The sequence below is a fragment of the Streptomyces sp. NPDC001852 genome (genome assembly GCF_042891825.1).
GTDB lineage: Bacteria > Actinomycetota > Actinomycetes > Streptomycetales > Streptomycetaceae > Streptomyces.
The window spans coordinates 96900-121188 of record NZ_JBIATN010000011.1; the positions used below are offsets into that span (position 1 = coordinate 96900).

At 68.9% G+C, this 24289-nt stretch carries 27 protein-coding genes and 2 pseudogenes; 13 read left to right on the forward strand and 16 right to left on the reverse strand.

The window, feature by feature from the left end:
- Positions 1-286: 286 nt before the first annotated feature.
- Positions 287-1006 carry a GNAT family N-acetyltransferase gene (locus tag ACFYZB_RS20435; RefSeq protein WP_388760351.1) on the forward strand — a complete coding sequence of 240 codons (720 nt, stop codon included), beginning with the start codon at positions 287-289 and terminating at the stop codon, positions 1004-1006.
- Between the two features lie 171 nt (positions 1007-1177).
- On the opposite strand, the gene ACFYZB_RS20440 is transcribed toward ACFYZB_RS20435, so the two are convergent.
- Together ACFYZB_RS20440 and ACFYZB_RS20445 are read right to left on the reverse strand one after the other, a co-directional pair.
- The gene (locus ACFYZB_RS20440; RefSeq protein ID WP_388760353.1) at positions 1178-1567 is read right to left on the reverse strand and encodes a hypothetical protein; all 390 of its coding nucleotides are present in this window, start codon (positions 1565-1567) and stop codon (positions 1178-1180) included.
- A gap of 161 nt (positions 1568-1728) precedes the next feature.
- The gene (locus tag ACFYZB_RS20445) at positions 1729-2163 is read right to left on the reverse strand and encodes a Rieske 2Fe-2S domain-containing protein (protein WP_388760356.1); all 435 of its coding nucleotides are present in this window, start codon (positions 2161-2163) and stop codon (positions 1729-1731) included.
- Between the two features lie 117 nt (positions 2164-2280).
- Here ACFYZB_RS20445 and ACFYZB_RS20450 point away from each other — a divergent pair, with 117 nt between their 5' ends.
- From ACFYZB_RS20450 to ACFYZB_RS20460, 3 genes are all read left to right on the forward strand, one after another.
- Entirely contained in the window at positions 2281-3822 is a 1542-nt protein-coding gene (locus tag ACFYZB_RS20450; protein WP_388760360.1) for a flavin-containing monooxygenase, read from the forward strand.
- Positions 3823-4063: 241 nt separating this feature from the next.
- A complete protein-coding gene (locus tag ACFYZB_RS20455) occupies positions 4064-4963 on the forward strand; it encodes an alpha/beta fold hydrolase (protein ID WP_388760362.1) in 900 nt (299 codons plus the stop codon).
- 200 nt (positions 4964-5163) lie between these two features.
- Positions 5164-5607, forward strand: coding sequence for a hypothetical protein (locus tag ACFYZB_RS20460; RefSeq protein WP_388760365.1), 444 nt, complete (start codon positions 5164-5166; stop codon positions 5605-5607).
- Positions 5608-5638: 31 nt separating this feature from the next.
- Here ACFYZB_RS20460 and ACFYZB_RS20465 read toward each other — a convergent pair whose 3' ends face one another.
- The 3 genes from ACFYZB_RS20465 to ACFYZB_RS20475 all read right to left on the reverse strand — a co-directional run bounded on the left by ACFYZB_RS20465 (position 5639) and on the right by ACFYZB_RS20475 (position 8607).
- A complete protein-coding gene (locus tag ACFYZB_RS20465; RefSeq protein ID WP_388760367.1) occupies positions 5639-6109 on the reverse strand; it encodes an RNA polymerase sigma factor in 471 nt (156 codons plus the stop codon).
- Positions 6110-6584: 475 nt separating this feature from the next.
- Entirely contained in the window at positions 6585-7922 is a 1338-nt protein-coding gene (locus tag ACFYZB_RS20470; protein WP_388760369.1) for a prolyl oligopeptidase family serine peptidase, read from the reverse strand.
- Positions 7923-8043: 121 nt separating this feature from the next.
- Complete coding sequence (locus ACFYZB_RS20475) at positions 8044-8607, reverse strand: ArsR/SmtB family transcription factor (protein WP_388760372.1); 564 nt, start codon at positions 8605-8607, stop codon at positions 8044-8046.
- A gap of 145 nt (positions 8608-8752) precedes the next feature.
- Here ACFYZB_RS20475 and ACFYZB_RS20480 point away from each other — a divergent pair, with 145 nt between their 5' ends.
- A complete protein-coding gene (locus ACFYZB_RS20480) occupies positions 8753-9109 on the forward strand; it encodes a hypothetical protein (protein WP_388760374.1) in 357 nt (118 codons plus the stop codon).
- Here ACFYZB_RS20480 and ACFYZB_RS20485 read toward each other — a convergent pair.
- Positions 9099-9662, reverse strand: a pseudogene (locus tag ACFYZB_RS20485) (transposase); the annotation flags it as partial. The gene ACFYZB_RS20480 and the pseudogene ACFYZB_RS20485 sit on opposite strands and share 11 nt — an antisense overlap.
- A 77-nt stretch (positions 9663-9739) precedes the next feature.
- On the reverse strand, positions 9740-10486 hold the full coding sequence (locus ACFYZB_RS20490; RefSeq protein WP_388760376.1) for an SMI1/KNR4 family protein: 747 nt from the start codon (positions 10484-10486) through the stop codon (positions 9740-9742).
- 373 nt (positions 10487-10859) lie between these two features.
- Here ACFYZB_RS20490 and ACFYZB_RS20495 point away from each other — a divergent pair, with 373 nt between their 5' ends.
- Positions 10860-11408, forward strand: a complete 549-nt coding sequence (locus tag ACFYZB_RS20495) for a GNAT family N-acetyltransferase (protein WP_388760379.1) — start codon at positions 10860-10862, stop codon at positions 11406-11408.
- A gap of 48 nt (positions 11409-11456) precedes the next feature.
- Here the strand turns inward: ACFYZB_RS20495 and ACFYZB_RS20500 are convergent, their stop codons facing one another.
- From ACFYZB_RS20500 to ACFYZB_RS20510, 3 genes are all read right to left on the reverse strand, one after another.
- Positions 11457-12560 (reverse strand): hypothetical protein, encoded by a 1104-nt coding sequence (locus ACFYZB_RS20500; protein WP_388760381.1) that lies wholly within the window; start codon positions 12558-12560, stop codon positions 11457-11459.
- Between the two features lie 126 nt (positions 12561-12686).
- The gene (locus ACFYZB_RS20505) at positions 12687-12968 is read right to left on the reverse strand and encodes a DUF4265 domain-containing protein (protein WP_388760384.1); all 282 of its coding nucleotides are present in this window, start codon (positions 12966-12968) and stop codon (positions 12687-12689) included.
- 163 nt (positions 12969-13131) lie between these two features.
- Positions 13132-13482, reverse strand: coding sequence for a hypothetical protein (locus tag ACFYZB_RS20510; protein WP_388760387.1), 351 nt, complete (start codon positions 13480-13482; stop codon positions 13132-13134).
- 206 nt (positions 13483-13688) lie between these two features.
- Between ACFYZB_RS20510 and ACFYZB_RS20515 the strand changes: the two genes are divergently transcribed.
- The 4 genes from ACFYZB_RS20515 to ACFYZB_RS20530 all read left to right on the forward strand — a co-directional run bounded on the left by ACFYZB_RS20515 (position 13689) and on the right by ACFYZB_RS20530 (position 16890).
- A complete protein-coding gene (locus ACFYZB_RS20515) occupies positions 13689-14231 on the forward strand; it encodes a DinB family protein (RefSeq protein ID WP_388760391.1) in 543 nt (180 codons plus the stop codon).
- Positions 14232-14285: 54 nt separating this feature from the next.
- Positions 14286-14810 carry an ATP-binding protein gene (locus ACFYZB_RS20520; RefSeq protein ID WP_388760394.1) on the forward strand — a complete coding sequence of 175 codons (525 nt, stop codon included), beginning with the start codon at positions 14286-14288 and terminating at the stop codon, positions 14808-14810.
- Between the two features lie 756 nt (positions 14811-15566).
- Positions 15567-16073, forward strand: coding sequence for an NUDIX hydrolase (locus ACFYZB_RS20525; RefSeq protein ID WP_388760397.1), 507 nt, complete (start codon positions 15567-15569; stop codon positions 16071-16073).
- Positions 16074-16113: 40 nt separating this feature from the next.
- Entirely contained in the window at positions 16114-16890 is a 777-nt protein-coding gene (locus tag ACFYZB_RS20530) for a methyltransferase domain-containing protein (protein WP_388760400.1), read from the forward strand.
- Between the two features lie 357 nt (positions 16891-17247).
- Here the strand turns inward: ACFYZB_RS20530 and ACFYZB_RS20535 are convergent, their stop codons facing one another.
- The 3 genes from ACFYZB_RS20535 to ACFYZB_RS20545 form a co-directional block, all read right to left on the reverse strand.
- Complete coding sequence (locus ACFYZB_RS20535) at positions 17248-17667, reverse strand: hypothetical protein (protein ID WP_388760403.1); 420 nt, start codon at positions 17665-17667, stop codon at positions 17248-17250.
- Between the two features lie 182 nt (positions 17668-17849).
- On the reverse strand, positions 17850-18257 hold the full coding sequence (locus ACFYZB_RS20540) for a hypothetical protein (RefSeq protein WP_388760406.1): 408 nt from the start codon (positions 18255-18257) through the stop codon (positions 17850-17852).
- Positions 18258-18451: 194 nt separating this feature from the next.
- Entirely contained in the window at positions 18452-19465 is a 1014-nt protein-coding gene (locus tag ACFYZB_RS20545; protein ID WP_388760409.1) for an ArsR/SmtB family transcription factor, read from the reverse strand.
- A gap of 137 nt (positions 19466-19602) precedes the next feature.
- Between ACFYZB_RS20545 and ACFYZB_RS20550 the strand changes: the two genes are divergently transcribed.
- Positions 19603-20145, forward strand: coding sequence for a hypothetical protein (locus ACFYZB_RS20550; protein ID WP_388760412.1), 543 nt, complete (start codon positions 19603-19605; stop codon positions 20143-20145).
- 647 nt (positions 20146-20792) lie between these two features.
- Here the strand turns inward: ACFYZB_RS20550 and ACFYZB_RS20555 are convergent.
- The 3 genes and pseudogenes from ACFYZB_RS20555 to ACFYZB_RS20565 form a co-directional block, all read right to left on the reverse strand.
- Positions 20793-20895, reverse strand: a pseudogene (locus tag ACFYZB_RS20555) (aminoglycoside phosphotransferase family protein); the annotation flags it as partial.
- Between the two features lie 488 nt (positions 20896-21383).
- A complete protein-coding gene (locus tag ACFYZB_RS20560) occupies positions 21384-22679 on the reverse strand; it encodes an MFS transporter (RefSeq protein ID WP_388760414.1) in 1296 nt (431 codons plus the stop codon).
- Entirely contained in the window at positions 22676-23215 is a 540-nt protein-coding gene (locus tag ACFYZB_RS20565) for an ArsR/SmtB family transcription factor (protein ID WP_388760417.1), read from the reverse strand. Before ACFYZB_RS20565 ends, ACFYZB_RS20560 begins: the two co-directional genes overlap by 4 nt.
- 56 nt (positions 23216-23271) lie before the next feature.
- On the opposite strand from ACFYZB_RS20565, the gene ACFYZB_RS20570 reads away from it, so the two are divergent.
- Both ACFYZB_RS20570 and ACFYZB_RS20575 read left to right on the forward strand, forming a co-directional pair.
- Complete coding sequence (locus ACFYZB_RS20570) at positions 23272-23793, forward strand: hypothetical protein (RefSeq protein ID WP_388760420.1); 522 nt, start codon at positions 23272-23274, stop codon at positions 23791-23793.
- 158 nt (positions 23794-23951) lie between these two features.
- Complete coding sequence (locus ACFYZB_RS20575; RefSeq protein ID WP_388760423.1) at positions 23952-24284, forward strand: helix-turn-helix domain-containing protein; 333 nt, start codon at positions 23952-23954, stop codon at positions 24282-24284.
- The last annotated feature ends 5 nt before the right edge of the window (positions 24285-24289 follow it).

A 24289-nucleotide genomic window follows, 5' to 3' on the forward strand; every position in this document is an offset into this window, starting at 1 on the left:
AATCCGGCACAGGTCCTGTGACACGACCAGGCTGAGCGACGGCGGAGCGTCCAGCCCCCGGTCCCTGCTCCGACAGACAGGACAAACGGCCGCATCGAGGTTTGCACGAAGGCGTCTGCCGCTGAATGGCTCAGCAGGGCGGGGCGGGCTCATCGGTTCTTTGTCGCAGGCAGGTCCGCGGTGCGTCCTGTTCGGCTTGGGCTCTTTGCTGGTGGCCTGGCCCTGTTGATCCCAGGCGCGTGCGCTCTCGTGGACTGGCAGGATCAGGGCCATGCCGAAAGATCCTATGTTGCTCAGGGCCCGGGGCACGTGGCAGGAACTGGCATCGGTTCCGGTCTCCTTCGGTGCGCCGGGCGACGTCGACGTTGTCGTGTCTCCTGACGCGAGGATCTGTCCGCGTGGATGGGCAGGCATTGTGCTCCTCGGCGGTGCGGCGATCGTCACGGCTCCGACCGAGGCAGCCGCTGACCGTATCCGCAAGGCCGTTGCCGAGGTGCCGGCTGACAAGCTGACAGATCTTGAGACGGTCAGGGGAGTCTTGACGGTCGGCGATGTTCTCGGGCCGGCCACGCTCGCCTATGTCGCGCCCGACGGCTTCCGCCCGGCGGAGCTTGCCGGGCTGTCTGTGGAGCAGTGGTCTGACGGATATGGGAGCCTGGACGGCTTGGTCGAGGCTTCGGGGGCGAACGACGCCGACGAGGCCGGCCTTGACGAGATCAGCTCTCCCGCGTTCGGCGTCCGCATGGAGGGCCAGGTCGTCGCCGCCGCTGGATACGGTCACTGGCCGCGGCTGCGGCCGAGCCGGACGGCTCACATGATGGTGCTGACCGCACCCACCTGGCGCGGGAAAGGCCTCGCCCGCGTGACCGCGTCCGCCGCGGTGCGGCATGCCCTCGAGCAGGGCCTGCTGCCTCAGTGGCGGGCCCGGACCCCGGCGTCGAGGAAGACGGCGGCGGCACTCGGCTTCACCGAACTCGGTTCTCAGCTCAGCATCGAGCTCGTCTGATCGAAGGGACGTCCCGGCCCACGGCCCTGGGGGCTCATTCGCTACTGCGGGTCTCAGTAATCGCCAGGCCCCCCACGGTGTGGGGTAGAACTGGCGGGCCCAGTGGCGGAACAAGCCGATGGCCTCGTCGCTTGCCGCGAGGCGGGGCCGTGGCTCGTAGCGTTTGGCCTTTCAGATTCTCAGGTCTTGATGGACCTTGCCGACCGCGGTTCGCAGCATCGCGCGGGCGAAGGTCCGGTGCAGGCCCCGCCGTGGGAGCGACGCTCCCGTGGCGTCCTGCTTGCGGATGTCCGCGCAAGCGGCCGCCACCAGCATGTGGGTACGCCGGGGCCGGGTCGGTGTGTGGATGGCCCACAGGTAGCTGACGAGTCCGAGCGAGGGCAGCGGGAACTCGGCCCGGAGACATCCCAGCCCCGCCATGAGGAATGTGTGGTCGGCCTGGATCCTCTGCTTGAGTCCGGGAGGTCGGTCCGGCCCGAGGCGCAGGCGCATGCACAGGAAGGGGCCTTGGGTCGCCGGCGGGTCGAGTTCCTTCACGGCGACGTGGTGCAGGACGGGCATGCCGGTAGTCGAGGGTGTTCTCCATGATTTCCTGCGCGTGGGCGTGCACTTCCGTGCTCCAGACGGCCGTGGGAACGACTCCGGCCTGGGCGGTTTCGGGGACGTCCCAGGCGGGTGGAGCGCCGTCCGGCTCGTACCAGGTTCAGAGGAAGCCGTTGCGCTCACTGATGATGTGGCGCTGCAGGCGGGCGCGCGGTGGCGGGCCGTCGGGGGTGGTGACGCAGGTGCCATCGGGGGCGAAGGTGAAGCCAGGGACACACCAGATTCTGCCCCTCCACCTCCCGACCCGCCCCGAGATGAGCACCCAGGTGCGGGCAGTAGGGATCCACTGCGCGGGGCCAGGCGTCGCAGGTGCGGTAGAGGACGATGTCCTCACCCATCAAGCGACGGGTCAGGGCTTTACCCGGGGCCAGTTCTCGTGAACGCGCCAAGCAGAACCAGCCACTGGGGTAGGGAAGATGCCGCCCCGGCTCGTCGACATCGGCGTGCGGACCACGGGGCCTGGGCAGTTCGTCCCTCATCGGCATGGCTGGCAGCCAAACACAGGGAGACACACTGAATTTGTCCACCACGTCAAAATCACTCATCTGAGGCATCTACCTGCCCTATCACCATGGGACGCTCGCGGCCGCGCCCTACGATCGATTGCTCTGAGCAAGGGGTGGAGGCGGCTCGGCAGCAGCGCCGAGACACTCAGCGAGGCAGGCAAGGGGATGCCGGTGGCCGACGGCAGCATCAGCAACGCTCGTCATGAAGCGGAAGTCGTCGTGATCGGAGCCGGACTCTCCGGCGTGGCCGCCGTGATCGCGTTGCGCCGGGCCGGATTCGGCGGCATCGTTGTGTTGGAGAAGTCCGGTCGTCTCGGCGGGACTTGGCGGGACAACACCTATCCCGGATGCGGCTGCGACGTACCGTCCGTGCTGTACGAATACTCTTTCGCACCCCACTCGTGGAGCCGAGGCTTCGCCGACCGGTCCGAGATCCTCGACTACCTCGACACCACGGCGGCAACGCACGGCGTCAACGAAGCCATCCGCTACGACACCGAGGTGCTGAGCAGCCGCTGGGAGCCGGAAGCGCACCGCTGGAACCTGCAGACCACGTCGGGTACGTACACCACCCGCGCCGTGATCGTCGCCACCGGCCCCTGGCATCGGCCCCGCCATCCCGACATCCCCGGCCTCGACACCTTCCCCGGCACGGTCTTCCATTCCGCGCGCTGGAACCACGAAGTCGACCTGACCGGACAGCGTGTCGCAGTGGTTGGCACCGGAGCGTCCACCGTTCAGTTCCTGCCCGAGATCCAGCCGAAGGCAGCGCACGTCGCCGTCTTCCAAAGCACACCACAGTGGGTGCTTCCGAAACCCGACTACCCCCTCCCTCCAGGTCTCCACAGCTTCTTCGAACACCACCCGGCAGCACGCCGTGCACTACGCGGCCTGCACCACTGGACCCAGGAAGCCATCGGCGTACCGCTGCGTCACCCCCACCTGCTGCGGCCCTTGGAGACCCTGGCCCGCTTCCATCTGCGTACCTCGGTACGGGACCGCGTCCTGCGCCGAGCCCTTACTCCTGAGTACCGCTTCGGCGGCCGCCGCCTGATCACTTCCAGCACCTACTACCCCGCCCTCACCCGGGCCAACGTGCGGCTGCATCCCACCCGTGTGGCGGCCGTGAAGGGCTCCGACGTCATCGGCGCCGACGGCACCCTCACCCGCGCTGACATCATCATCCTCGCGACCGGCTACCACATCGGCGACATCCCTCTGGCGGCCCATCTGCACGGTACCGAGGGAACATTGGCTCAGACCTGGGCGGACAACCGCCGCGCCTACCTGGGCACCAGTGTCAGCGGATACCCCAACCTCTTCCTGCTCATCGGCCCGAACCTGCTCACCGGCACCACTGCCGTCCCCACCGTCCTCGAAGCCCAACTCCGGTACGTCACCACCGCCCTCAACCACCTGCGCACCAGTGGGGCGTTCGCGCTGGACGTCAAACCCGAGGCCGAAGCAGCCCACCAGCAGGCCCTGCACAAGGCGCTACGCAACACCGTCTACAACGCCACCGGCACGAGCTACTACTTCGGCCTGCCGGACATCAACACCTTCTGCTGGCCCTGGTCGACCGCCAGGCTCATCAAGCGCCTGAACTCCTTCGACCCGGACGTATACACCTGGACGCTGCCCCTGCCGACCCAGGCCGGCGCTGACCGGGACACCCTGCCGACCCACGCCTCTGACCGACCCCAGTAACGAGCCGGTCTCCGGCCCAGGACACTGGCGCTCGCCATGCCGTCCCTCCTCATTCTCCGGACTGTCGGGATCTTCGTGATCCCGGTTGAAGAGAGCGGCGACGGCGAGCCCGCAATCCCTGCCGATCCGGAAATCCCGGGTGACGTATGTCACGGCGGATTTCCGGATCGGCAGGGAGTACAACGCCTGCCTCGGTCCTCTCCCCATGCGAGCCGTCCGTCCGACTTCCCAGGGAGATCCCATGTCGCCCCAGCTCAAGCCGTCCGAACGACCGATGCCCGGACTGCCGGGGGTCCGCCACGCCTATGCCGAGGTACGCGGACTGCGTCTGCACTACACCGAGGCGGGTCCGGCCGACGCCCCGCCGGTACTGCTCGTGCACGGTTTCCCGCAACACTGGTACGCCTGGCGGCACGTGATCCCGCTGCTGAGCGGCGAGCGCCGGGTGATCTGCCTGGACATGCCCGGCTTCGGCTGGTCCGAGGGCGCCCCCGGGCGCTGGTCCACCGCCGCACGGGCCGCCGACCTGGTGGGCTTCCTGGACGCGGTGGACCTGGCCACGGTGGATCTGGTCGCCCACGATTGGGGCGCCTGGGCCGCGTTCCTGGCGTGCGCCGAACGACCCGAAAGGTTCCGTCGCTTCCTGGCGCTGAACATGGTCCACCTGTGGCCACTGCGCAAGAACACCCTGGGGACCGCCTGGCGGTTCTGGTACACCGTCGCGCTGGAGTGGCCGCCCTTCGGGCGCGCGATGCTGCGCCACTGGCCCGCGTTCACGCGCTTCCTCCTGCGCCGCGGCGTCGCGGACCGCTCCGTGCTCCCCGCCGCGGACCTGGCCGAGTTCGCCGAGGCGGCGCGCGAGCCGCTGGCGGCCCTGGCCGGCGAGTCCATCCACCGTGCCTTCGTGGCGCACGACATCGCGGCGCTGCGGCGCAAGGAGTTCCACGGCATGCGACTGCGGACGCCCACGCTGGTCCTCGCCGGGGCCGTCGACCCGGTCATTCCGCCACGGCTGCTGGAGGGCGGGGAGGATTTCTGCGACGACCTGCAGGTGGAGGTGGTCCCCGACGCGGGCCACTTCCTGCCGGTCGAGCGCCCCGCGCTCGTCGCCGGATGTGCGAAGCGCCTCTTCGGCAGCTGAGGTGAGGCGGAACGAGCGGGCCGAAGGACTACTTGAAGGGGTCCTGTGGCTCCGCGAAGGGTGATGTCGCGTCGGCAGTCCAGCGGCTAGCCTTCGGACAAACAAGTTGTCGCAACCTTTTGGCAGTATCGCATCAGTGAGGGGTCTCAGCCATGAGTGAGCCAGGCGATACCACCTGGCCAGCAGCGGAGCTGGGGCCGTTGCGACGCTTGCGGGTCATCGCCGGAACCGCGAAGAACGCCGTCTGCGCCGAGCACTACTTCGACGTCGCGCCGGAGCGGCTGTGGGAGGTCGTCTCCGACCTCGAGCACGAGCTGCCCCAACTGCTGCCCAGGCTGCGCTCGTTCACTCCCCAACGGCCGAGCGGTGAACGCTTCGAGGCGGTCGCCGTCAGCACGCTCGGCCACCGGGAGAACTTCCAGGTCCTGCTCAAACCGGGCTGGTGCCTGATGCAGAGCAAGCTGCTGCTGGGCGCCATGGCCGCCGAGCCCGAGGCCACCGGCACGCGCTTCGCGTTCCTCAGCGGCTACCGCTTCCCGGGCGGCGGCTCGGTCCAGGCGCTGCGTCGCGTCGGCGCGGAGTCCCGCAGCTCCGCCCTCTTCGAGCGCCTGCGGCGACGCATCGAGGCGCGAGACCAGTCTTGAGCTCGTGGCGCGGGCGTACGGGCCGGCGACATCACGACCATGCGCGGCGGAAGGACTCCCTGGCCCGGAAGAGCCGTGAACGCACGGTGCCGACGGGTAGTCGGAGTATGCGCGCGACCTCCTGTTCGTCCAGGCCGTCCACGTGCCGCAGCAGCAGCACCGCGCGCTGCTGCGGGCTGAGTCTTCGCAGGACGTCGTGCACGTCGCTGGTGAGGGTGACGTCCTGCGCACTGGGGATGTCGTTCAGGTCGGGAACGGCGACTTCGCGCTTGCGCCCCTTCGCGATCCGGACGGACTCCCTGACCGCGATGACCCGCACCCATCCGTACAGAGCCTCAGGACTCCTGAGCCGCCCGATGCCGCGGAAGACCGCTATGAAGACCTCCTGCATCGTGTCCGCGGCGTCGTCCAGGGCGACGGAGGCGCAGATCCTCCCGACATAGGGGGTGAGCAGAGTGATCAACTCGTCCATGGCGAAGGCGTCGCCCTGCTGGGCGGCCACCACCAACCTGGCGGTATCGTCTTCTGTCAGTGGCCCGCTCACCCGAGTCCATTCGTCGTCCCGGGGAACCTGACGTGGCGGATGACGACACAGCCTCGTCGCCGGATACCGGTTTCCCCCCACCTGATCCGGTCGACCAACCACTGCAATCGGCGGTCCGCCCAGGTGACTTGGCACCGGTTTCAGGTCTGCAAATTGGCTGGTCGAGCTCTTTTCACGACGATAACACCGGCTCAGTGGCACCGCGATCCTTACCGATCAGTTAGTTCTCAGGCCGAGTTGACTCCCCTGGGTTCGTCGATCTCCACGAAGAGCCAAAGCCAGCGCGCGTTGATGCGTGCCCAGCGCCTGCGTGGAAGGCACCACGGCATGACGTGGTCCTTGCCGCTGCGAACAGCTGCTCAAACTCACCTGTACTCAGTCGTGATCGTCGGGCGTTCAGGAGACTGCTCGAGTCGCAGGGGGACGATGGCCCTCACGCGGCAACACCCCACCACACCGCCCACGGTACGAACCCGGCCGCGGCCAGTCCGACCGGGGCCAGGCGCAGCCAGACCGCCCAGCTCGGCGCAAGCCGTCGGCGCCAGAGTGCAGTTGCCGAGACACAGGCGGACAGCACCACGGCGACGGCGAGCCCCTGCACCACCAGCCACAGAGCCGGACGGCCCCATACAACCGGTGCCGCCGCGCCGTTCCCCGCCGCGAAGACGGCGATCGGACAGGCCACCGTCGCCACGACCGCCAGCACGCCGAGGCCGGCCAGCCACCGCACCGGGTGCAGGACCGGTCCCCGGCGCAGAAGGGCACTCACCGGATAGGCGGCGAAGCCGAGGAGCAGCAGCGCCGGGGCGAGCCAGGCGTACCAGGGGTGGCCCGGGACGGGGGTGGTGGCAAATACCTGCCGGGGTGCGGGGGCGGCGCTCGACGCCGGTGGGTGGCCGGCGGCCACTGCCTGCACCCATGAGGTCATGGTCTGCGCATAGCGTGGGGCCAGCTCGCCCAGCCTCTTGCCGTGGAAGAGCGGGCCGCCGATCCGGTCGAACCCGTCGGACGTGCGGTGCCCGTTGTGTGCACCGCCTGCGACGAAGGCGATGACGGCGTGCCGGTTGCCCGCACGGGCCAGGGCCTCGCGGAAGATCCGTGCGCTCTCCTGGGGCGGCACCTGTGTGTCGTGATCGCCCCACAGCGCCAGTACCGGCGTTCGGTGGAGCCGCTCCAGTTCCGGCAAGGGGTCGTAGCCGGCTTCGGGGAACAGACCGGCCGAGGCCAGGAACTGGGCGGCGGGACCGGCCACGGTGCGACGGAACGGTCCGCCCACCCCCTGGTGGTGCAGATGCGTGACGAGGTTCCAGGCCTGGGTACGCAGCGGGTCGTAGCCGGGCCCGCCGATGGTGACGACGAACGCGACGTCACTCGAGCGCGACGCGGCCAGCGGCGCCACCCAGCCCCCCTCGCTGAACCCCCACAGGCCGACCTGGCGTGGGTTCACCCCACTCCTGGACCGCAGCAACCGCACTCCGGCAAGCGCGTCGTCGGCCAGCAGGGCGAAGTCCGTGTGGAGCCGCGAGTAGCCGACGGTCCGCTTGTCGTAGACGAACGTGGTGATCCCGGCCCGGGCGAACGCCTCGGCCTCCTGCCGGTACTCCTCCCGGGGCCCGGAGCCCGAGCCGCCGACGAGGACGATGCCGGGTTCCGGGCCGGGTGCTCCGTTGCTGAGGACGGTGCCGTGCAGGACGAGCCCACCGCCGCCCCGGAAGGTGACGTCCTGGCGCACCAGCCCGGCCCTGTCGGCGTACGCCGTGGGCGCGGCCAACAGGAGGAGGGTGCCGACCAATGCCCCGGACAGAAGAGCCAGTACGGCGCGTATCGGTGATGCGGACGTAGCCGAAAGCGGCACGGCGTGCGTTCCCTTCGTGGTCGTTCGGGCTGCGCGGTCAGTCGGTCTCGGGAATACCGAGCAGCCGGACGAGCACGGTCCGCGCCTCGGGCGCGTTCCCCAGTTCCGGGGCCGAGTACCGGTAGAGGAGCGCGACGTACTCCTCGAAGAACGCGCGGAGTTGGGCGGGGTCGAGCCGGAGCGTGGCGCGTGAGAAGAGCGCCGCGTCGGCCCAGGGCCCCAGCGCGTCGCGTGCCTCCTCGAACCGCCGGGCGGAGTCGATCAGTTCGGCGAGGCCGAGCCGATGCATCTCGGTCAGTGCCTCGCGCATCTCCGGAGTCTGCCGGCTGTACGGCGGGAAGCGCCGGTCCCCCGGCACTGCCCGCCACCACCGCTCCCGCCCCTTCGCCAGCTCGGGAACCTCCTCGACGAAGCCGTGCTTGGCCAGCTGCCGCAGGTGGTAGCTGACCAGCCCCGTGCTCTCGCCCAACTCGCGCGCCAGCGCGGCAGAGTTGGCCGGCCCCCGGCGCAGACATTGCTCGATCTTCTGCCGCATCGGATGCGCGAAGGCGCGCAGCGCCTCGACATCGGCGATCTCCTGGGCTGGCGGTTGTTCGGCCACGCCAGAAACTACGAGTTGCAAAGAGCATTTGCAAGGATCCCTTGCAACTCAGGACGCCGGTTGGTTGGACTCGTTGTCCTCGGCGGCTGCGAGTGCCGGGCGGCTGACCCAGATGTCTGTCAGTGGACTGTGAGAGCCTCCCGGCATGAGCTACGACCTGGCTGTCTGGGAAGGCGGACGGCCGGCGAATGACAAGATCGCCGGCCGGATCTTCAACGACCTCTACGACCACTATCTCGACGGCGAGACCCAGGAGCCTCCGTCCGAGCGCATCGCGGCCTACGTCGCCGCGCTTCTTGAGCGATGGTGCGACATCACGGAGGACAGGGAAGAGAACTCGCCCTGGTCGGTCGGACCGTTGATCGACAGTGCAAGCGGTCCACTCATGTACTTCGGAATGGGCTGGAGCATGGCCGAGGAAGCCTCGGCCTACGCGGCACACCTTGCAGATTCGATGGGGCTGGTCTGCTTCGACGTGCCAGAAGACCGGCTCAGGCCCTGAGTGCGGTGGCCAATCGGCGGTAGCTGATGAGGACTGCGGCGAGGCCTACGAAGTCGAGGAAGTCGAGGAAGTCGAGGAAGCGTTCGCCCCTGCGCTCGTAGCAGTGGTGCAGACGTGGGCAGCCGGCGAGCCGGGACACGGTCCTCTCAACGACCCAGTGGTGACGGCCCAGCCGCTGCGAGGACTCGATGCCCTTGCGGGCGATGTGGGGGCGGATGCCTCGCTTGCGGAGCCATCGGCGCAGGTGTTCGCAGTCGTAGCCCTTGTCGGCGTGCAGCTTGGCCGGCGGCCGGCGGCGCGGGCCGCACCGGGAGCGGATGGGCGGGATCCCGCGCACCGGTGGTTTCAGGCCGAGGCTGTTGTGCATGTTGGCACCGGAGATGCCCAGCGACAGAGGCAGACCGTTCCGGTCCGTGATCAGGTGGATCTCCGATCCGTTCTTGCCGCGGTCGGTCGGATTCGGTCCGGTCAGTGGCCCCCTTTTCGCGGACTTGCGGCTGACGGAGTTGATGGCGCACCGCGACCAGTCCAGCTCACCGCGTGACTCTTTCTCCGACCCGCACCGCAGCGTTCCACCGAGCAGGTACTCGCCGCCCCGGACGCGGAAACCGGGTGATCATTGACCGTGGGTCACCAGTAGGCGCGGTCGTCCCAGGACCGGAAGTCCGCGAACTCCACAGGGTCGTCGTCCTCGTCCAGGGTGGCGAATCCATGCGTGATCAGCGTGCCGCGCTGCCAGTCGAGGAGGGTGTCGATCAGGCCGTCCTCCAGCGGCGGGCCCTGGTCCGCGTGGCGGGGCCAGACGATCAGCGGCCAGGTGTCGGGATCCCTGCCCTCGGTGAGCCAGCCGAGGCAGTCGCCGTCGATGGAGTTGGCGAAGGGGAGGAAGCCTCCCGGCTCGGGCCAGACGGCCAGCGGGTACCACTGTGCATGGCCGGCCTTGAGCTGTCGGTAGGCGCCCACGGTGTCCTCGACGTGCGTGACGAAACGCCGCTCGCCGGTCCGGAGCGGGGTGTGGAAACGCAGCCACCCGCTCCAGATGCCGGCGCCGTACTCGTCCATCAGCCGCACGTATTCTCCAGGCAGCCGTGTGCCCAGCTCGGTGAACAGACCCTCCCAGGAGCCATCGCCGAGGTACGGCCGCTCGGGTGGCGGCGACAGCAGCCGCAGCGCCTCCAGCCCGGTGCCGGTCTCCAGCGCGATCCGGCGCTCGGCCTCGGTGAGCCGGGGCGGGACCGGCGGGGTGGAGCACGGGCCGCTCGGCCTCGGGCAGTTCCCGCGCCTCGATCCGCGCCTCCCGGTGTGTCGTGCCCAGCCACTCGCCGTAGTCGAAGCGGTCCCGCTGGACGCACGGCACGTGGATCCACACGTACTCACCGAAATCCAGCGGTCCGTACCGGTCGGCGAGCCGTTTGTAGTCGGCCGGCAGCCGCAGTCCGAGCCAGTCCTCGACGGCCGCCCAGTCGATCGGGACGAGGGCGGGCGGGCGCTCCGCGGAGGGGTGGTGAACGTGCTTATGTCCGATGTCAATTGACGTCCTTCCAGCGTGCGCCATGTACCGGTGATTCTTCCCTCTTTCGCGGTCCGGGCGGAAATCGGGCGGCGACGAGTGTGCCGCACGGGTCAGACTGGCGCGCATGGAGGACGAGATCGCCCGCAGGCCGGCCGAATCGGACGCCGAGCCGACCGAGGTGGCCGAGGAAGCGCAGCACGCGCTGCGAGGAATCGTGAGCATTCCGGGAGGGGTCTCATGAAGTTCACGTGGCGTCGGCTCGAGGAGCAGGACTTCCCTCTGCTGGGAACGTGGCTCCAACAGCCCCATGTGAAGCGTTGGTGGAATCACGAGACCACAGCGGAAGCGGTGGCACGCGACTTCGGTCCCGCTGCCCGGGGCGAGGAGCCCTCGGAGGACCTCCTCGTCTTCCTCGAGGGCCGACCGGTGGGTCTCGTGCAGCGTTCACGCCTGCACGACTACCCCGAGTACCTGGCCGAGTTGGCCGCCATCATCCCTGTACCCGACGGCGCCATGACCATCGACTACCTGATCGGCGATCCCCACCGGACCGGCCAGGGCATCGGGACGGCGATGATCCGCTCCGTCATCATGCGAACCTGGACCGAACACCCGGCCGCGCCATGCGTTCTCGTCCCGGTGGTGGCAGCCAATCGCCCTTCGTGGCGGGCGCTCGAGCGGGCCGGGCTGCGCCGGGTCGGGATCGGAGAGCTGGAGCCGGACAACCCGATCGATGACCGAACCCACTACCTCTACCGCATCGACCGGCCCAGGACCGGCGACTGACGGTCTCAGAAGGCTCAGCATCGGGTATCGGCGCCTTCTGCCAAACGGCTAGAAGAGGCGGGTGCGCACGTGCTGGGTGAGGTTGTCGAGGATCTCGCGCAGCCACGGGCTGCGGACGGCCGGTAGCCGGACCAGGGTGTGCTGGAACGTTGCTGAGTCGGCCCGGAACAGGTGACGGGGGCGCGGCGGGAGCGGGTCGTCGCGCAGGACCCCGTCGGGTATGGCGCCCGGCGTGGGAACAGGTGGGCACGGCTGGGGGAAGGCCAGCGACACCCAGATCCCGAACGGCAGCGGCACCGGGTACGCCGATGCCGCCGGGCCGGCGGGGGCCCAGGTCTGACCCGTCTGCGGATGTACCGGCACGAGGATGATGTCGATGCCCGCGTCGGGGGCGGGCAGTCCCGGTCCCGCCAGGGCGGCGCGCCGCTCCCGCGGGCCCGCGGGCAACAGGGCGTCGAGGGTGCGTTGGAACACCTCCTCGGTCAGGCCGCCCGGGACGGTCACCGGCCCGCCTTGCGAAGCCGCCAGCAGGTGGGCGAGCGCCTGGCCGGCTGCCGCCTCCCACTGCGGGCTCCATGACCAGTAGTAGCTCGTCCCCAGCCGCCCTCCCCACGTTGCGACCGGCTCGAACGGAGGCGTGCCTTTCCCTTCCGCCATCAGTTCCTCCCAGGAGAGCGGGGCGGCATCGTCGTCGACGAGGAGGCGACGCACGGCGGCTGGGGCGAGCCACACCGCCTGCCAGAGCGAGCAGTCGTCGATCCTGCTCGCCACGGGCAGGCCGCACGCCTCGCAGACCATGTTGGGGCCGTCGGCCCCGTCAAGGCCGCAGCAGGCACCACCGCGCTTCTCCGGGATCAGCCGGGTGCCGCGGGCATCTCCGGGTGCGATGACGATCGCGCCGGGCACGCCGTCGGACAGGGCGTAGACGGGTGCGTAGATGCCGCGGGCCGCCGCCTCGTCCGGATCGATCTCCTCCCACATCCGCCACGGCGGCCCCCAGGGCTCCGGATCCACCGCGAACGTGCCCGACTCCATGAGCACCGGGAGCTGAGTCCCGTTCCCGTACTTCTGATGGGCATGGGCCGGCAGGGCAACCTCGGACAGCGGGACGGTCAGATGAGCGCCACACCCCGCACACACGAAAACAAACAAAGATCCTCCGCCTGGGCAACGGCCCCGGCATGTTGGCTTCCACTGGCGCCGGTTGGCGAACGATCTGCAGCTTCCCGACGTCCTGAAGTGGCCCCGGTTGGGACCACTGGGGGCGTCGCGGCGCGGTCAGCTCCGCGTTGTCGAGAACGGCATGGCGTCGGCCCATTCCCAGAAGGCGCCCGCTTCGTCGACCTCCCGTTGCAGCAGGGCGACCAGCGGGTTCATGTCGGTGCCGGGAGGCACGTCGATGGCCACGAAGCGCTCTCCGTGCCATTCGCTGAGTAGCCCGGATTCATTGATCGAGTTCTTGATGAGGCTGATGCTGCGGCCAAGCCGTTCGGCGTCCGCGCTCGGCATGAGCAGTGTGCGCAGGACGCCGTGTCCGCTCGTCCGGACGACTTCGACCAAGCGATTCGTGCACGATGTACTGCATCTCCGCCCCCTGCTGCCTGCTCATCTCGGCGAAGATCGTCCCATGGCCTCGGCTCGCGCAGCTGACCGGGTGCTCCGCTACTGCCCGCTCAGTGGCGCCATCTGCCGCACGATTCCCGCCCTCGGAGAGGGTCTACAGCTACTGCGCAGTGGCAGAAGGAGGGAGTGCTGTCCAGCTCAACGGCCTGCTAAGGGAGTTGGTGCGCAAGAAGCAGGGCCGGAACGCGGAGCCGTCGGCCTGCGTGATCGACGCGCAGAGCATGAAGACCTCCATCAGCCTCCCTGCCGCGAGCCAGGCACGGATGTGGGTAAGAAGATCGTGGGCCGCAGGCGGAGCATCGTGACCGACACTATCGGCCTCCTCCTGGCGGCGCTGGTCGCCGCGGCCAGCATCCAGGACTCCGTGGCCGGCACCCAGTTGCTCGACCAGATTGCCGCCGGCCATCCCGGCATCCGCAAGGTGTGGGTCGGCGGAGGCTGCCGCCAGCACCTGTCGAGCATGCCGCCACCTTGGGCATCGACACGGACTTCATCGCCCGCACCCCCGGGACCCAGAGGATTCACCCGATACCGAAGCGGTCGACGGTCGAGCGGACCCACGGCTGGCTCATGCTCCACCGCAGCCCGGCCTGCGACTACGAGACCTCCCGGCCCGTTCCGAGGCCATGATTCACCTCACGGGATCAAATCAAGGCGATGCTCTGGAAGCTGGACGGGCTGAGCGAGTACGACGTCCGCCGCCCCCTGACGTCGACGGGCACCAACCTTCTTGGCTTGGTCAAGCACCTGTCGCTCTGGGAGTCCGGGTACTTCGGCGAGGTCTTCGACCGACCGTTCCCCGAACCCCTGCCCCGATGGGACGACGCCGAAGCGCGCGGCGCCGACATGTGGGCGACCGAGCACGAGACACGCGAGCAGATCACCGACCGCTATCGTCGCGTATGGGAGCACTCGGACGCGACGATCACCCCCCTCGCCATTGACTCCCCCGGCTACGTGCCCTGGTGGCCACGCCCCAACGTGATGCTGTTCAACATCCTGGTCCACACGCTCACCGAGACCAGCCGACACGCCGGACACGCCGACATCCTGCGCGAACATCTCGACGGCTCGACAGGGACAGCGGCCGAGTACGCGATCACGAACCGCGACGCGGCCTTCTTGCAAGCCCAGCACGCGAAGATCGAGCGAGCCGCCGAAGCAGCAGCCGACGCCACACCCGACCGCATCGGATGTTGACGATCCTCTGCGCCTCAGCCTGTCCCGCAGCCCGCACGACGCTAGCGTCGAGTCATGATCGTATGGCTCAACGGCACCCATGGCGCAGGCAAGACGACGACCAGTGCGCTCGTGCAGCAGCTCATCCCGGACTCACGGGTGTTCGACGCCGAGAAGGTCGGCGAGACACTCATGGACATCACACCAGGGCTGCCCGCTACGGACAACTTCCAGCACTGGCCGCCATGGCGGCCGCTCGTGGTCGAGACCGCCCGACGCATCCTCGACTACACCGGCGGCACCCTGGTGATGCCCATGACCGTCCTGGTCGAGCAGTACTGGCGCGAGATCAGCTCCGGCCTTGCCCACCATGCCATTCCGGTCCGGCACTTCGTCCTCCATGCCGACCAGGACACCCTCCGTGCGCGCATCGCGGGCGACACCGTTCTCGGCCCCGACTCCCCGTTCCGTCTCCAGTACCTCGAGCCCTACGCCGAGGCGGCCCGCACGTGGCTGCACGCCGAGGCCGAGGTCGTCGACACCACACACCTCACCCCCACACAGGCCGCCCTGCAGATCGCAGAGGCCCTGAATAGTTGACGACTCCGGAGACAAGGACACCGTCGGGGCGGGCGCGAGGCGCGTCTGCGCCGGTTGGCAGAGTGGACTCGTGTTGATCAATGGATTCGAGAACGACCCGCTCGCTGCCGGAGAGGGATTGCCGGCCCTGCCGGGATTCTGGGCCGCCTGCCTGCTGCGGCTGTGCCAGACCGAGGAGAACGATCCGGAGCCGGCACGGTTCGGTGTCAACGCGGCCGACGCGGACGCAGCGTGCGAGGTCCTGACCGACGAGAAGCAGTGGCCGTCATGCGGATTCCGTTCGGCGCAGGCCACACCGTCGTCATCGTGGGCCGCAACTTCTCCGAGGACGAGGGGACGGAGTACTTCATAGCCCACCTCGACCGGGACCGGGACGGCCATCTGGCCACCATCGACGGGCACCAGGCCGGCCCCGGCCTGTCCTGGCAGGAACTCGCGCACATCGCCGAGAACGGCCCCGCTCCCGAAATCCTGGGCCCTCAGTTCGAGGCACTGGCCAGGACGCTGCCGGCGCCCTGGACGGGGCCGGCGATCAGGCGAACATGCCGCTGGACCAGGAGCCGACACCCGTACCCGAAGACCTTGCCGCAGTCCGCAGCCGCCTTGCCGTGCAGCACATGGCGTCCCTTCCGTGCGCCCCTGTGGCACCACAGATACGAACTGGGAACAGGAGGTGAAGGGTGCACAGCATGGAGTTCGTCGTCATGCTCGGATGCGCACGAGTCCGGGAACGAACTGTGGATAGCATCGGCACCCATGGACCTGACGAAGCGACGGACTTCCCGTGTTCTCCTCATGGACGGCGACGATCGCCTCCTCCTGCTGTGCGGCCGTGATCCGCGTAGGCCAGGGGCACGATGGTGGTTCACCGTCGGTGGCGCTGTCGAGGAGGACGAGGACTACCTGCAGGCCGCCGTGCGCGAGGTGTGGGAGGAGACGGCACTGCGCCTTCCCGTCAGGCGGTTGAGTCCCGTCGTCTGGACCCGGCAGGCGATCTTCAGTGTCGACGGCCAAGCCTTCGACCAGTACGAGGAATACCGTCTCGCTCGGGTCACGGCGGACGAAGTCCGAGAGATGAACGTCCGGACGGAGGAAGCCCGTTACGGACATCGTTGGTGGTCGACAGCTGAACTGGCCACTACCGAGGAGACCGTTCGTCCGAAGAAGATGGCCTCTCTCCTGCCCGACGTGCCGACGGCCGTCGATCTCGGCCGACCCCCTGTGCATCTGGGCAACTTCAACGAAGACACCGATCCGGAATAGCGCTCCCCGTACGGTTCACGCAGTTGGTTGACTTGGGCGCATGACATCCTCCGCGTTCGAGACGGCCAAACCCGATTCCGTCACCTATCTCGACCGGCTCGCCACGAGTGATCTCGGCCGCTCCTACAAGCGGCGCATGCTCGACGCACTCGATCTGCGCGCCGGGCACAGCGTGCTAGACCTCGGCTGCGGTCCCGGCACCGACCTCGAGGCGCTCGCCACGGCAGTCGCCCCGGATGGCGCCGTCATCGGCATCGATCACGACAAGGACATGGTGGCCGCCGCCCGGACACGCACCACCGGTCAGACCGTGGTGCACGTCCGGCACGCCGACATTCACGACCTGCCGATGGCCGACCGCACCGCCGACCGCGCCCGCACCGACCGGGTCCTGCAACACGTGGCTGATCCGCCGGTGGCGCTCGACGAGATCCGCCGGGTCCTGCGGCCGGGCGGTCGGCTCGTCATGGGCGAGCCCGACTGGGAGACCCTGGCCGTCGACCATCCGGACAGCGACCTGACACGCGCCTACACCCGCCATGTGGCCGAACGCGTGGTACGCAACGCCGGTATCGGCAGGCAGCTCGCACGCCTGGCGACCGAGAGCGGATTCACCGTGCCCGAGGTCATCCCCGTCACTCCGGTCTTCCGCGACGTCCAGGTCGCGGACAAGATCCTCGGCCTGGAACGCACCACTCGCCGAGCGGTCGAGGCCGGGTACTTCAGCGACCAGGAGGCGGAAGCCTGGCTGAGCCAGCTCGCTCGGGGTCCGTTCTTCGCCGCGGTGACGTTCTACATCGTCGTGGCCGAGGCGTAGCCGCCGCGTAACGGTTACTGCGGTAGAAGCGGCCGGCGCGGCGGTGTCCGCCGTCTCGTCAGCGGTGGCAGCTCGCAAGGAGGCATCATCGCGGAGTTCGGGAACAGCAGGCACATCGGGTGTCATGCGACGGGGTCCCGTCGCAACAGCACGATGGGCAGCGGCGGAGGTGGCCAAAGCACTCGTGGCGATCCGGACCGCGATGCCGGTGCCGAGGTGCGCGTTGCCCGTGGGGTCGAGCAGGTGGGCCCAGTCCTGCCAATGGTGCATGGGCTGGGCGACCTGCACGGCGAGCAGGGTGCGCGAGCCGTTGAGGAGGCTCCCAGCGATCACGAAGGCCACGGCGGCGCCGAGGGCTTAGATGCCGCGTGGGTGTCGGCCGAAGACGGCGAGCGGGCCGGCCATCAGTACGCACACGGTGGCGATCACGGTGTCAGGGCGCCGAATTCGGCCGCCAGGAGGTGTCCTCGGCTCAGGGGTGCGGCGTAGAGGCAGCGCAGGGTTGCCCCACTCCCGATCGGACGAGGCGATCGCGGCGGCCGGCAGCGCCACCATGGTCGGAAGGAGCAGCGGCTCGATGAACGCCATGCTCGCCATGGCGTGGTTGAGCGCGAAGTAGGGGGAGGCGCCGAACAGGCCGGTCTGGCGGCCGCTGCGGCGTCCGGCGTCCGGCGTCCGGCGTCCGGCGTCCGAGGCGAATGAAAGGCTTCCAGGGACTTGCTCGGTGTCGTCCACCTGGAGGCGGTAGGTGTCGGCGGCGCCGAGCAACTCGTCCATCGGACCGGCAGCGATCAGCCGGCCGTGGTTCAGAGCCCTTCGTCCCGCTGGGGCATGGACCCGGTCCACAACGGCGCGGGTGACGGTCGCGAAGTACACACGGCCGGGAACGGCTCGGCCTGCTTCGTTCTGGCGGAGACCACTTGGATGAGGCCCGACACCCTTCTGGTACGGCTCGGTGGTCAGCGCACCCTGACGGTCTCGGTCGGCCCAACCATCTGCAGGCGCAGCTTGTTGGAGCCGAAGTCCGCCTCGTAGAGCGCGCCGCGGAACTTGAGGGCGCCACGATGCTTCGCCCTGACCCATGTGTCGACCTTTCCGCCGTCCCCGACCGCACCACGGGCGCACTTCACCGTGCGCCAGGATCCTGTGCCCTGCCGCTGCTGAACGCAGAACCGCTGGAGGACGTCGCTGTCGTTCGCGGCGTACCCCTCCACGTGGATGCGCGCACCGACCCTCACGGTGTGCGGACTCACCTTGAAGTCATAGCTGACCTTCGCGGATGCGGTTGCCACACTCAGCGCGAGTGCCGATATACCGACTGCCGTAACGACGGCCGCACGCGCGGCAAGCCGGTTGAGAACGCTCATCGTCTGTCTCCCTCATCGGATGGTCCCGTGCTCGGCAACACCTTCAGCGAAGGGCGCGAAGCTGTTCCTCGGCGCGCATCCGCCGTATCAGCTCATCGATGGCAACCTTTCAGAGGGCAAATGAGGAAGCGCGGTTGCCCCGCTATGTTCCATTTTTCGGCGGCCAGGGTTCGGTGCAGACGGCGCACCCACCTCTACGTGCTTCTCTTCGGCGACGACACACCCGCAGGCTGGCCGTCGACCCCCGACGCGAGCGCGTAGAAGACGTGCCGGGAGTGGTGACTGCGGTCGAGCAGCCCGGCGCGGTGCAGGATCTGGAGATGGTAGGAGACGGTTGCCCGGCTGAGATGGAGCCGTTGGGCGAGTTCCCCCGTGGTCCGGGGTCGGGCGAGTTCGGCCAGCAGTCGCGCTCGGGTGTTGCCGATCAGTTCCTCGCTGAGTGAAGGCGACGCGGAGGCGGGCATGAGGCTCGGGTAGCAGATCCATGGCGCACGTGGGTCGGGGGTGTCGTCGGGGTCACCGCCGCAGAACAGTGCCCAAGGGAGGACGGGGCAGGGCACGAGGATCACCGCGTCGGCGTCGATGTTCAGCTGGTGAGGGCCGTAGGTGTGGAAGTCCAACCCCCCGTCCCGCCATGTGATGGCGGGGCTCAGCTGGTTGATCGCATGGGTCAGCCCGTTGCGGGCGATGGCGGTGCCTCTGGCGGCGATGTCGTCTTCCAGCCGGGTCTGTAAGCGGGGCCAGTGAGGCTCGAAGGCCAGCTGCCAGAACTGCGCCATTTCGTCGGCGATCCGCTGGGCGAGGTGTTTTTCGCCTCGCTGCAGGGCCTCCAGGAGGAGGCGCGGCGGCCTGCCTGCGGGAGTGTCGTCCCAGGAGTGGCCGCCCAGGGCCAGAGTGAGCTCGTACCGGATCCGCTCGGTCGAGGTGGTGGCCACCTGGTGCAGGGCGCTGTCCACGCTGGTGTGAAAGGCGGGGGGCTGGGGACGCACGAAATCGGGTGCGTAGCCATGCGGTCCGCCACCGCCGAGTACGGCGAGCAAGCAGAGCCGCCGGGTCCGCAGGGCCTCTCCCGCCCGAGCCTGCCAGGGTCTGTCGACCGACTGCGGGTTGCGTCTCAGTGCGTGGAGCAGGTCGGCCGCGACGTTCAGCGGTGACAGCGCGAACCTGGTGCGGCCCAGCCCTTCCGGGCCCAGTTCGATCCTGATCACACGGTCCCCCGGCTTCTCATTGCGATCTTGTCGAACCTGTTCGAATCATTCGACTCTCACCCCGCCCTCCCGGCAAGGTCGATCCGAGCCGAAGTTCGCCGTGGGCGACCTGACGGACAATGAGAGGGGACACCATCGTGCGCATCAGGAAGATCCTGCGTAACACAGCTCTGGCGGTCGCTCTGACGGTGCCGGGCGCAGTCGCGGCCACCGCACCGGCCCAGGCCGTCACGGCCCGCTGCGCCCCCAACTGGACGGGAGAGGGCAGCGTCGCCAACGAGCAGGTCAGGGACGGCAACGGGAACTGGGTCAACGCCGGCTGGGTGAGCGTGGAGTACGACTACTGCGGCAACACCCGCTCGGTGTTCACCTGGAACAACTGGTTCCGCACCCATGCTCATCCCGGCATCACCGGCGCCTGGGTCCGCACGTGGATCCAGGGCGAGTTGTGGGCAGGCGACGGCAAGTCCAGCGGGGTGGTCGGCTCCCTCGACGGACCCTCGGTGGCCTCTCCTGCCATCTATGTCCACGCCAACAACGAGGATCGGTGGTACGCCGCGTCGCTTCTCCACATCACGTACAGCAACGGGGCCGCGAGGGACTGCGCGGCGTACAGCGGCACTTGGGACTTCCACGTCGGCAAGGAGGTCGACGGCCCCCAGGCCGGCTCCTGCGGCTGACGGCCTCACGGCCAGATGTGAGGATGCGGCCGTGCCGGATGAGATCGACGCGGTGGCCTGGGGTGCCATACCGGCCATCCCGACTGGTACGAGCCGGATCGTGCCGCTGGTGGTCTACGTGCCCTGGCCGAGGCAGCAAGCCTGGTGCAGGTGGCGGAGGCCGGCTCTTGGCGCGGCGGCGGTGGAATTGTTCATGGCCACAGCGCCGCGGTGTTCCCAGCGGCTGTGGTTGCGACCCCGCTGCTTCTGGACATCGTCCAGCAAGGTCACCCGGCGGCACGGGTCACTGCGTTGGGGCTGATTGATGAGGCCCTGTCGTGCTATCCGCATGCCGGGTACACGCGGATGGTGGCTCCTGACGGCATCGCGGTTCCCATCTGCTGTGCCATTGCCCAGCATCTGCGAGCTCGCACCGATTTCCTAGTCGGCCTGGGCGGCGTGCATGCGGCGGAAATGCATCTCGCTGGTGACATGACCGTGCTGAGCGACTCACCCTCGAATACCCGCCCGCGGAGAGTCCTCACCGCTCCCCGAAGTCTGTGCCAGAACCGAGAACGGTGCTGTGGCACAGATCTCGGGGAGCTGTTACGGCGCGTGGCAGCCGGGCCTGATGCTCGCCACCGTGCTCGCGTCCAGGGCTGCTTGGCTCATCCCGCGTCCATCAGGGCGGTGACGTAGGCATTCAGCCGCTGCTCCACGGTTCGCGTCGTCAGCCCTGGCCTTCCTTTTCTCACGCCATGGCTGCGCCACTTACTTCACTTCTCGCGGTTTTCGGGACGACCTCGTCGAAGAGGCTGAAGACGATCCGGCCGGCCGAGGGGCGCCGTTGATGCTGATGTCGAAGTACACGTTGCTCGCGGGGGTCATCCCGTCGTTGCCGATGCCGGCCACACCGAACGGGCCCAGGCAGCCCCGGCACCCAAGTCAGCAGTAGGTGATCTGGCTCTCCTTGCGGTGGGTCTCGGTGCCCTGCTGCACCTGGTGGCAGTTCTGCGGCCGCAGGCGGTGAGCGTGGCCAGCAGGACCGCCGCCGAGCCGAGCGTCGCGCTGAGACGTCCGTCGAACATCGGCTGCTCCCCCGTGCGTCGTTCGAACGCGTAGCGTGTCCGACGCCGTGGCGGCCGTGGCCGACTTCATGGCGAAAGGACTGACGGCCGGCACACCCGACCCGCCCGGCCACTCGTCGCGCCCCGCGGGGGCCTGGCACCCGACTTGTTGTGATGCCTTCGCGGCAGGCGTCACAACAAGTCGGGTGCACTCTCCTGGGCGGGATCCTTGGATGCCGGGTGATCCGGAGCGGCGGCCGGGGCAGCAGCGCGCAGCGCCGCTTCGACCCGGCGATTGCTGGTCATGGATGCCGTGACGGCCGTCATCGCCAGGAGGAGGACGGCGGCGGCGTAGAGCGGGGTGCGTACGTCGTAGGTGGTGGCCAGCCAGCCGCCGAGGAAGGCCCCGAACGGGGCGGCGCACATGGCCAGCATGCGGGAGGTGGAGGCGACCCGGCCCATCAGGTGGGCAGGGACGATCGACTGCCGGAGGGAGGGCCCGAGTACCATGGTGGCGCCCATTCCCGCTCCGCAGACGGCGAGCGCGAGGTCGGCGACGTACGGGTTCGGGGAAGCGGCAAGGCCCAGGATGGCGAGCCCTTCGACTGCGGCCGTGCAGGTCAGTGCGGCGCCGGTGCCGAGTCGTCGCCCGAGGAAGGAAGCGATGCCCGCGCCGAGCAGACCGCCGGTGGCCTCCGCCGTGAGGAGCAGGCCGAAGCCGTAGGTGTCGATGCCGAGGCGGTCGCGCGCGAAGAGGGCGAGTACGGTCTCCACAGCGAGGAAGGCGATGTTCCCGACCGCCGGGCGCAGCGCGAGGCCGAGCAGCACCCGGTCCCGGAAGACGTACGACGCCCCGGCCCGCGCCTGCCGAAGCAATGACTCGCGGATCTCCGGCACGGGCCGGGGCATGGCGGGAAGCGACCGTACGAGCAGGGCGGAGAGCGCGAACGACACGGCGTCGGCGAGCAGCGGCACCGCCCGCCCGACCGCGAGCAGGGCACTGCCCGCAGGCGGCCCCGCGAAGCCCGACATGGCGGTCTGGGTGCCGCGGAGGCGGGAGTTGGCTCGCTCCAGGAGGGCGGGGGTGCGGCCGAGCAGATCCGGCAGATAGGCCGTGGCGGCCGTGTCGAAGAAGAGCCCGCCGAGGCCGAGGAGGAAGCCGACGGCCGCGAGCAGTGGAATGCTCAGCACGTCGAGCGCGGCCGCTGCCGCCGGTATCGCTAGCAGCACCGCACGCGCCGCGTCCGTGACCCACATCGTGCGCCGGCGGTCCCAGCGGTCCACCAGCGCACCGCCTAGTACCCCGAAGAGCAGCCACGGGAGCGTCCCGGCGGCCGTGACGGCGGCGAGCGCCATCGGATCCCGGGTCAACGTCAACGCGAGCAGCGGCAGCGCGGCATGCGTCACCCCGTCACCGAGCGAGGACACCGTCTGCGCAGTCCACAGCCTTCCGAAGCCGGTCGGCAACTTCCGGATTTCCGTGGTCACTCGGCGTCTCCCTCGGCCTGCTCGCGCGATGCCGGGTGGAACAGTGCAAAGACCAGTGACGCGTCCGGCAGCGACGGATCGGACAGCTCCCGGTACTCGTCCGCCAGTGCCTGCAGCCGCTCCCCCAGCTCCGCGAACTGCTCCTCGGTGAGCCGCAGATGCGCCATCCGCACGTGCCGCTCGCCATCCACCGGCGACGCCTCCAGGTCTGCCACCGCATGCCGCATCAGCACATCCGGCTCTCCCTCGCCCCGATCCGGCAGCACGATCGCCCGCGCGGCCATCGCGTAGTACCGCTCGGTGACCCCCCGCACCTTCCGCGTCCGTACCACCTTCACCAAGCCGGCCCGCTCCAGCAACCGCACGTGATAGCTGGAACTCCCCTTCGCAAGGCCCACCCGCTCGGCGATCTGCGTAATCGTCGCCGGCTCGAAGCGGAGCACGGCCATGATCCGGTGGCGCGTGAGATTGGAGACGGCGCGCAGTTGCTCGTCCGTGGTGACGTGAAACGTCTCGGGAAGATCATCGGTAGGCATGCAGCAATGGTCAACGATTCTTGACCATTGCGCAAGGGGATTTCGCATTCTGGGCCATGACGACCACTCAGGAGCCGGCGCAGGACGCGGCCGCGCTCGTCGCCGAGCTGCTGGTGCGCAATGAGATCAAGATCGGGTACCCGGGTGTCGAGCGGCGGTCAGAATCTGGAGCGGCAACTCGACGCGCTCACCTCCGTCTGGCGCCGGAAGATCTTCGCGGACGACAAGTCCGGGAGGGACGCGCTCCGTCCCGAGCCGAAGGCGTGCCCGGCGGCCGGCTCGTCTTCCGTGTCATCGCCGCGCTCGCGGAGTTCATTCGCGAACCCGTCGTCACCGGCACCAAAGAGGGCGTCGCCGCCGCCCGCGCCCACGGCCGCTGCAGCGTCGCCACCGAGGAGATCATCCGGGCCGCCCGTTCCCGGACCTGCGCGAACTGCTCGCCGGCGCAGTGCCCCGCCAGCCACGGCCGACGGAATGACACGGTATCCGCTCAGGAAGAAGCCGGTGCCGAGTCCGCCCCGTACTGGTGCGGCACAGGTCGCCATCGACCGGAGGCCGACACTGAGCCGACCGGGTGACTTTGCGTCAGTTCCACAGTGGACCAGCGCAGGTCAGCGCCTCGGGTCGGGGGTTTTCGGCGTAGATTTTTCATCAACTGAGTTTTTAGCTAGAGCTAAAGGTGGCATGCTGATGGAGTGGCAACGAGGGTTGCTTCTCCATGAGTTGGGGGTGAATCATGGGCATTTTTGCCCGTGACGAGAGCCGGACGACCTCAGCGGCCTCCCGGATAGCGCGGCAGGCGACGGCCTCCCTGGCCGGCGTGCTGGCAGGGCAGGGCAAGACCCGCTCCGACCTGGCCGCGGCCATGGGCGTCAGTCCAGGACGTGTCAGCCAGATCATGTCCGGCGATGCGAACCTGACCGTGCGCACCCTCGCCGCCGTTGCGGAGGCGCTGGACGCCGACGTCCAGATCACCTTCTGTCCCCGAGGGCAGTCGCCGGACACCAAGGCCCGCCGCAGCACGGGCTCGTCACCCATCCAGAGCAGCGGGCATCCCGCCCATCACTGACCTGG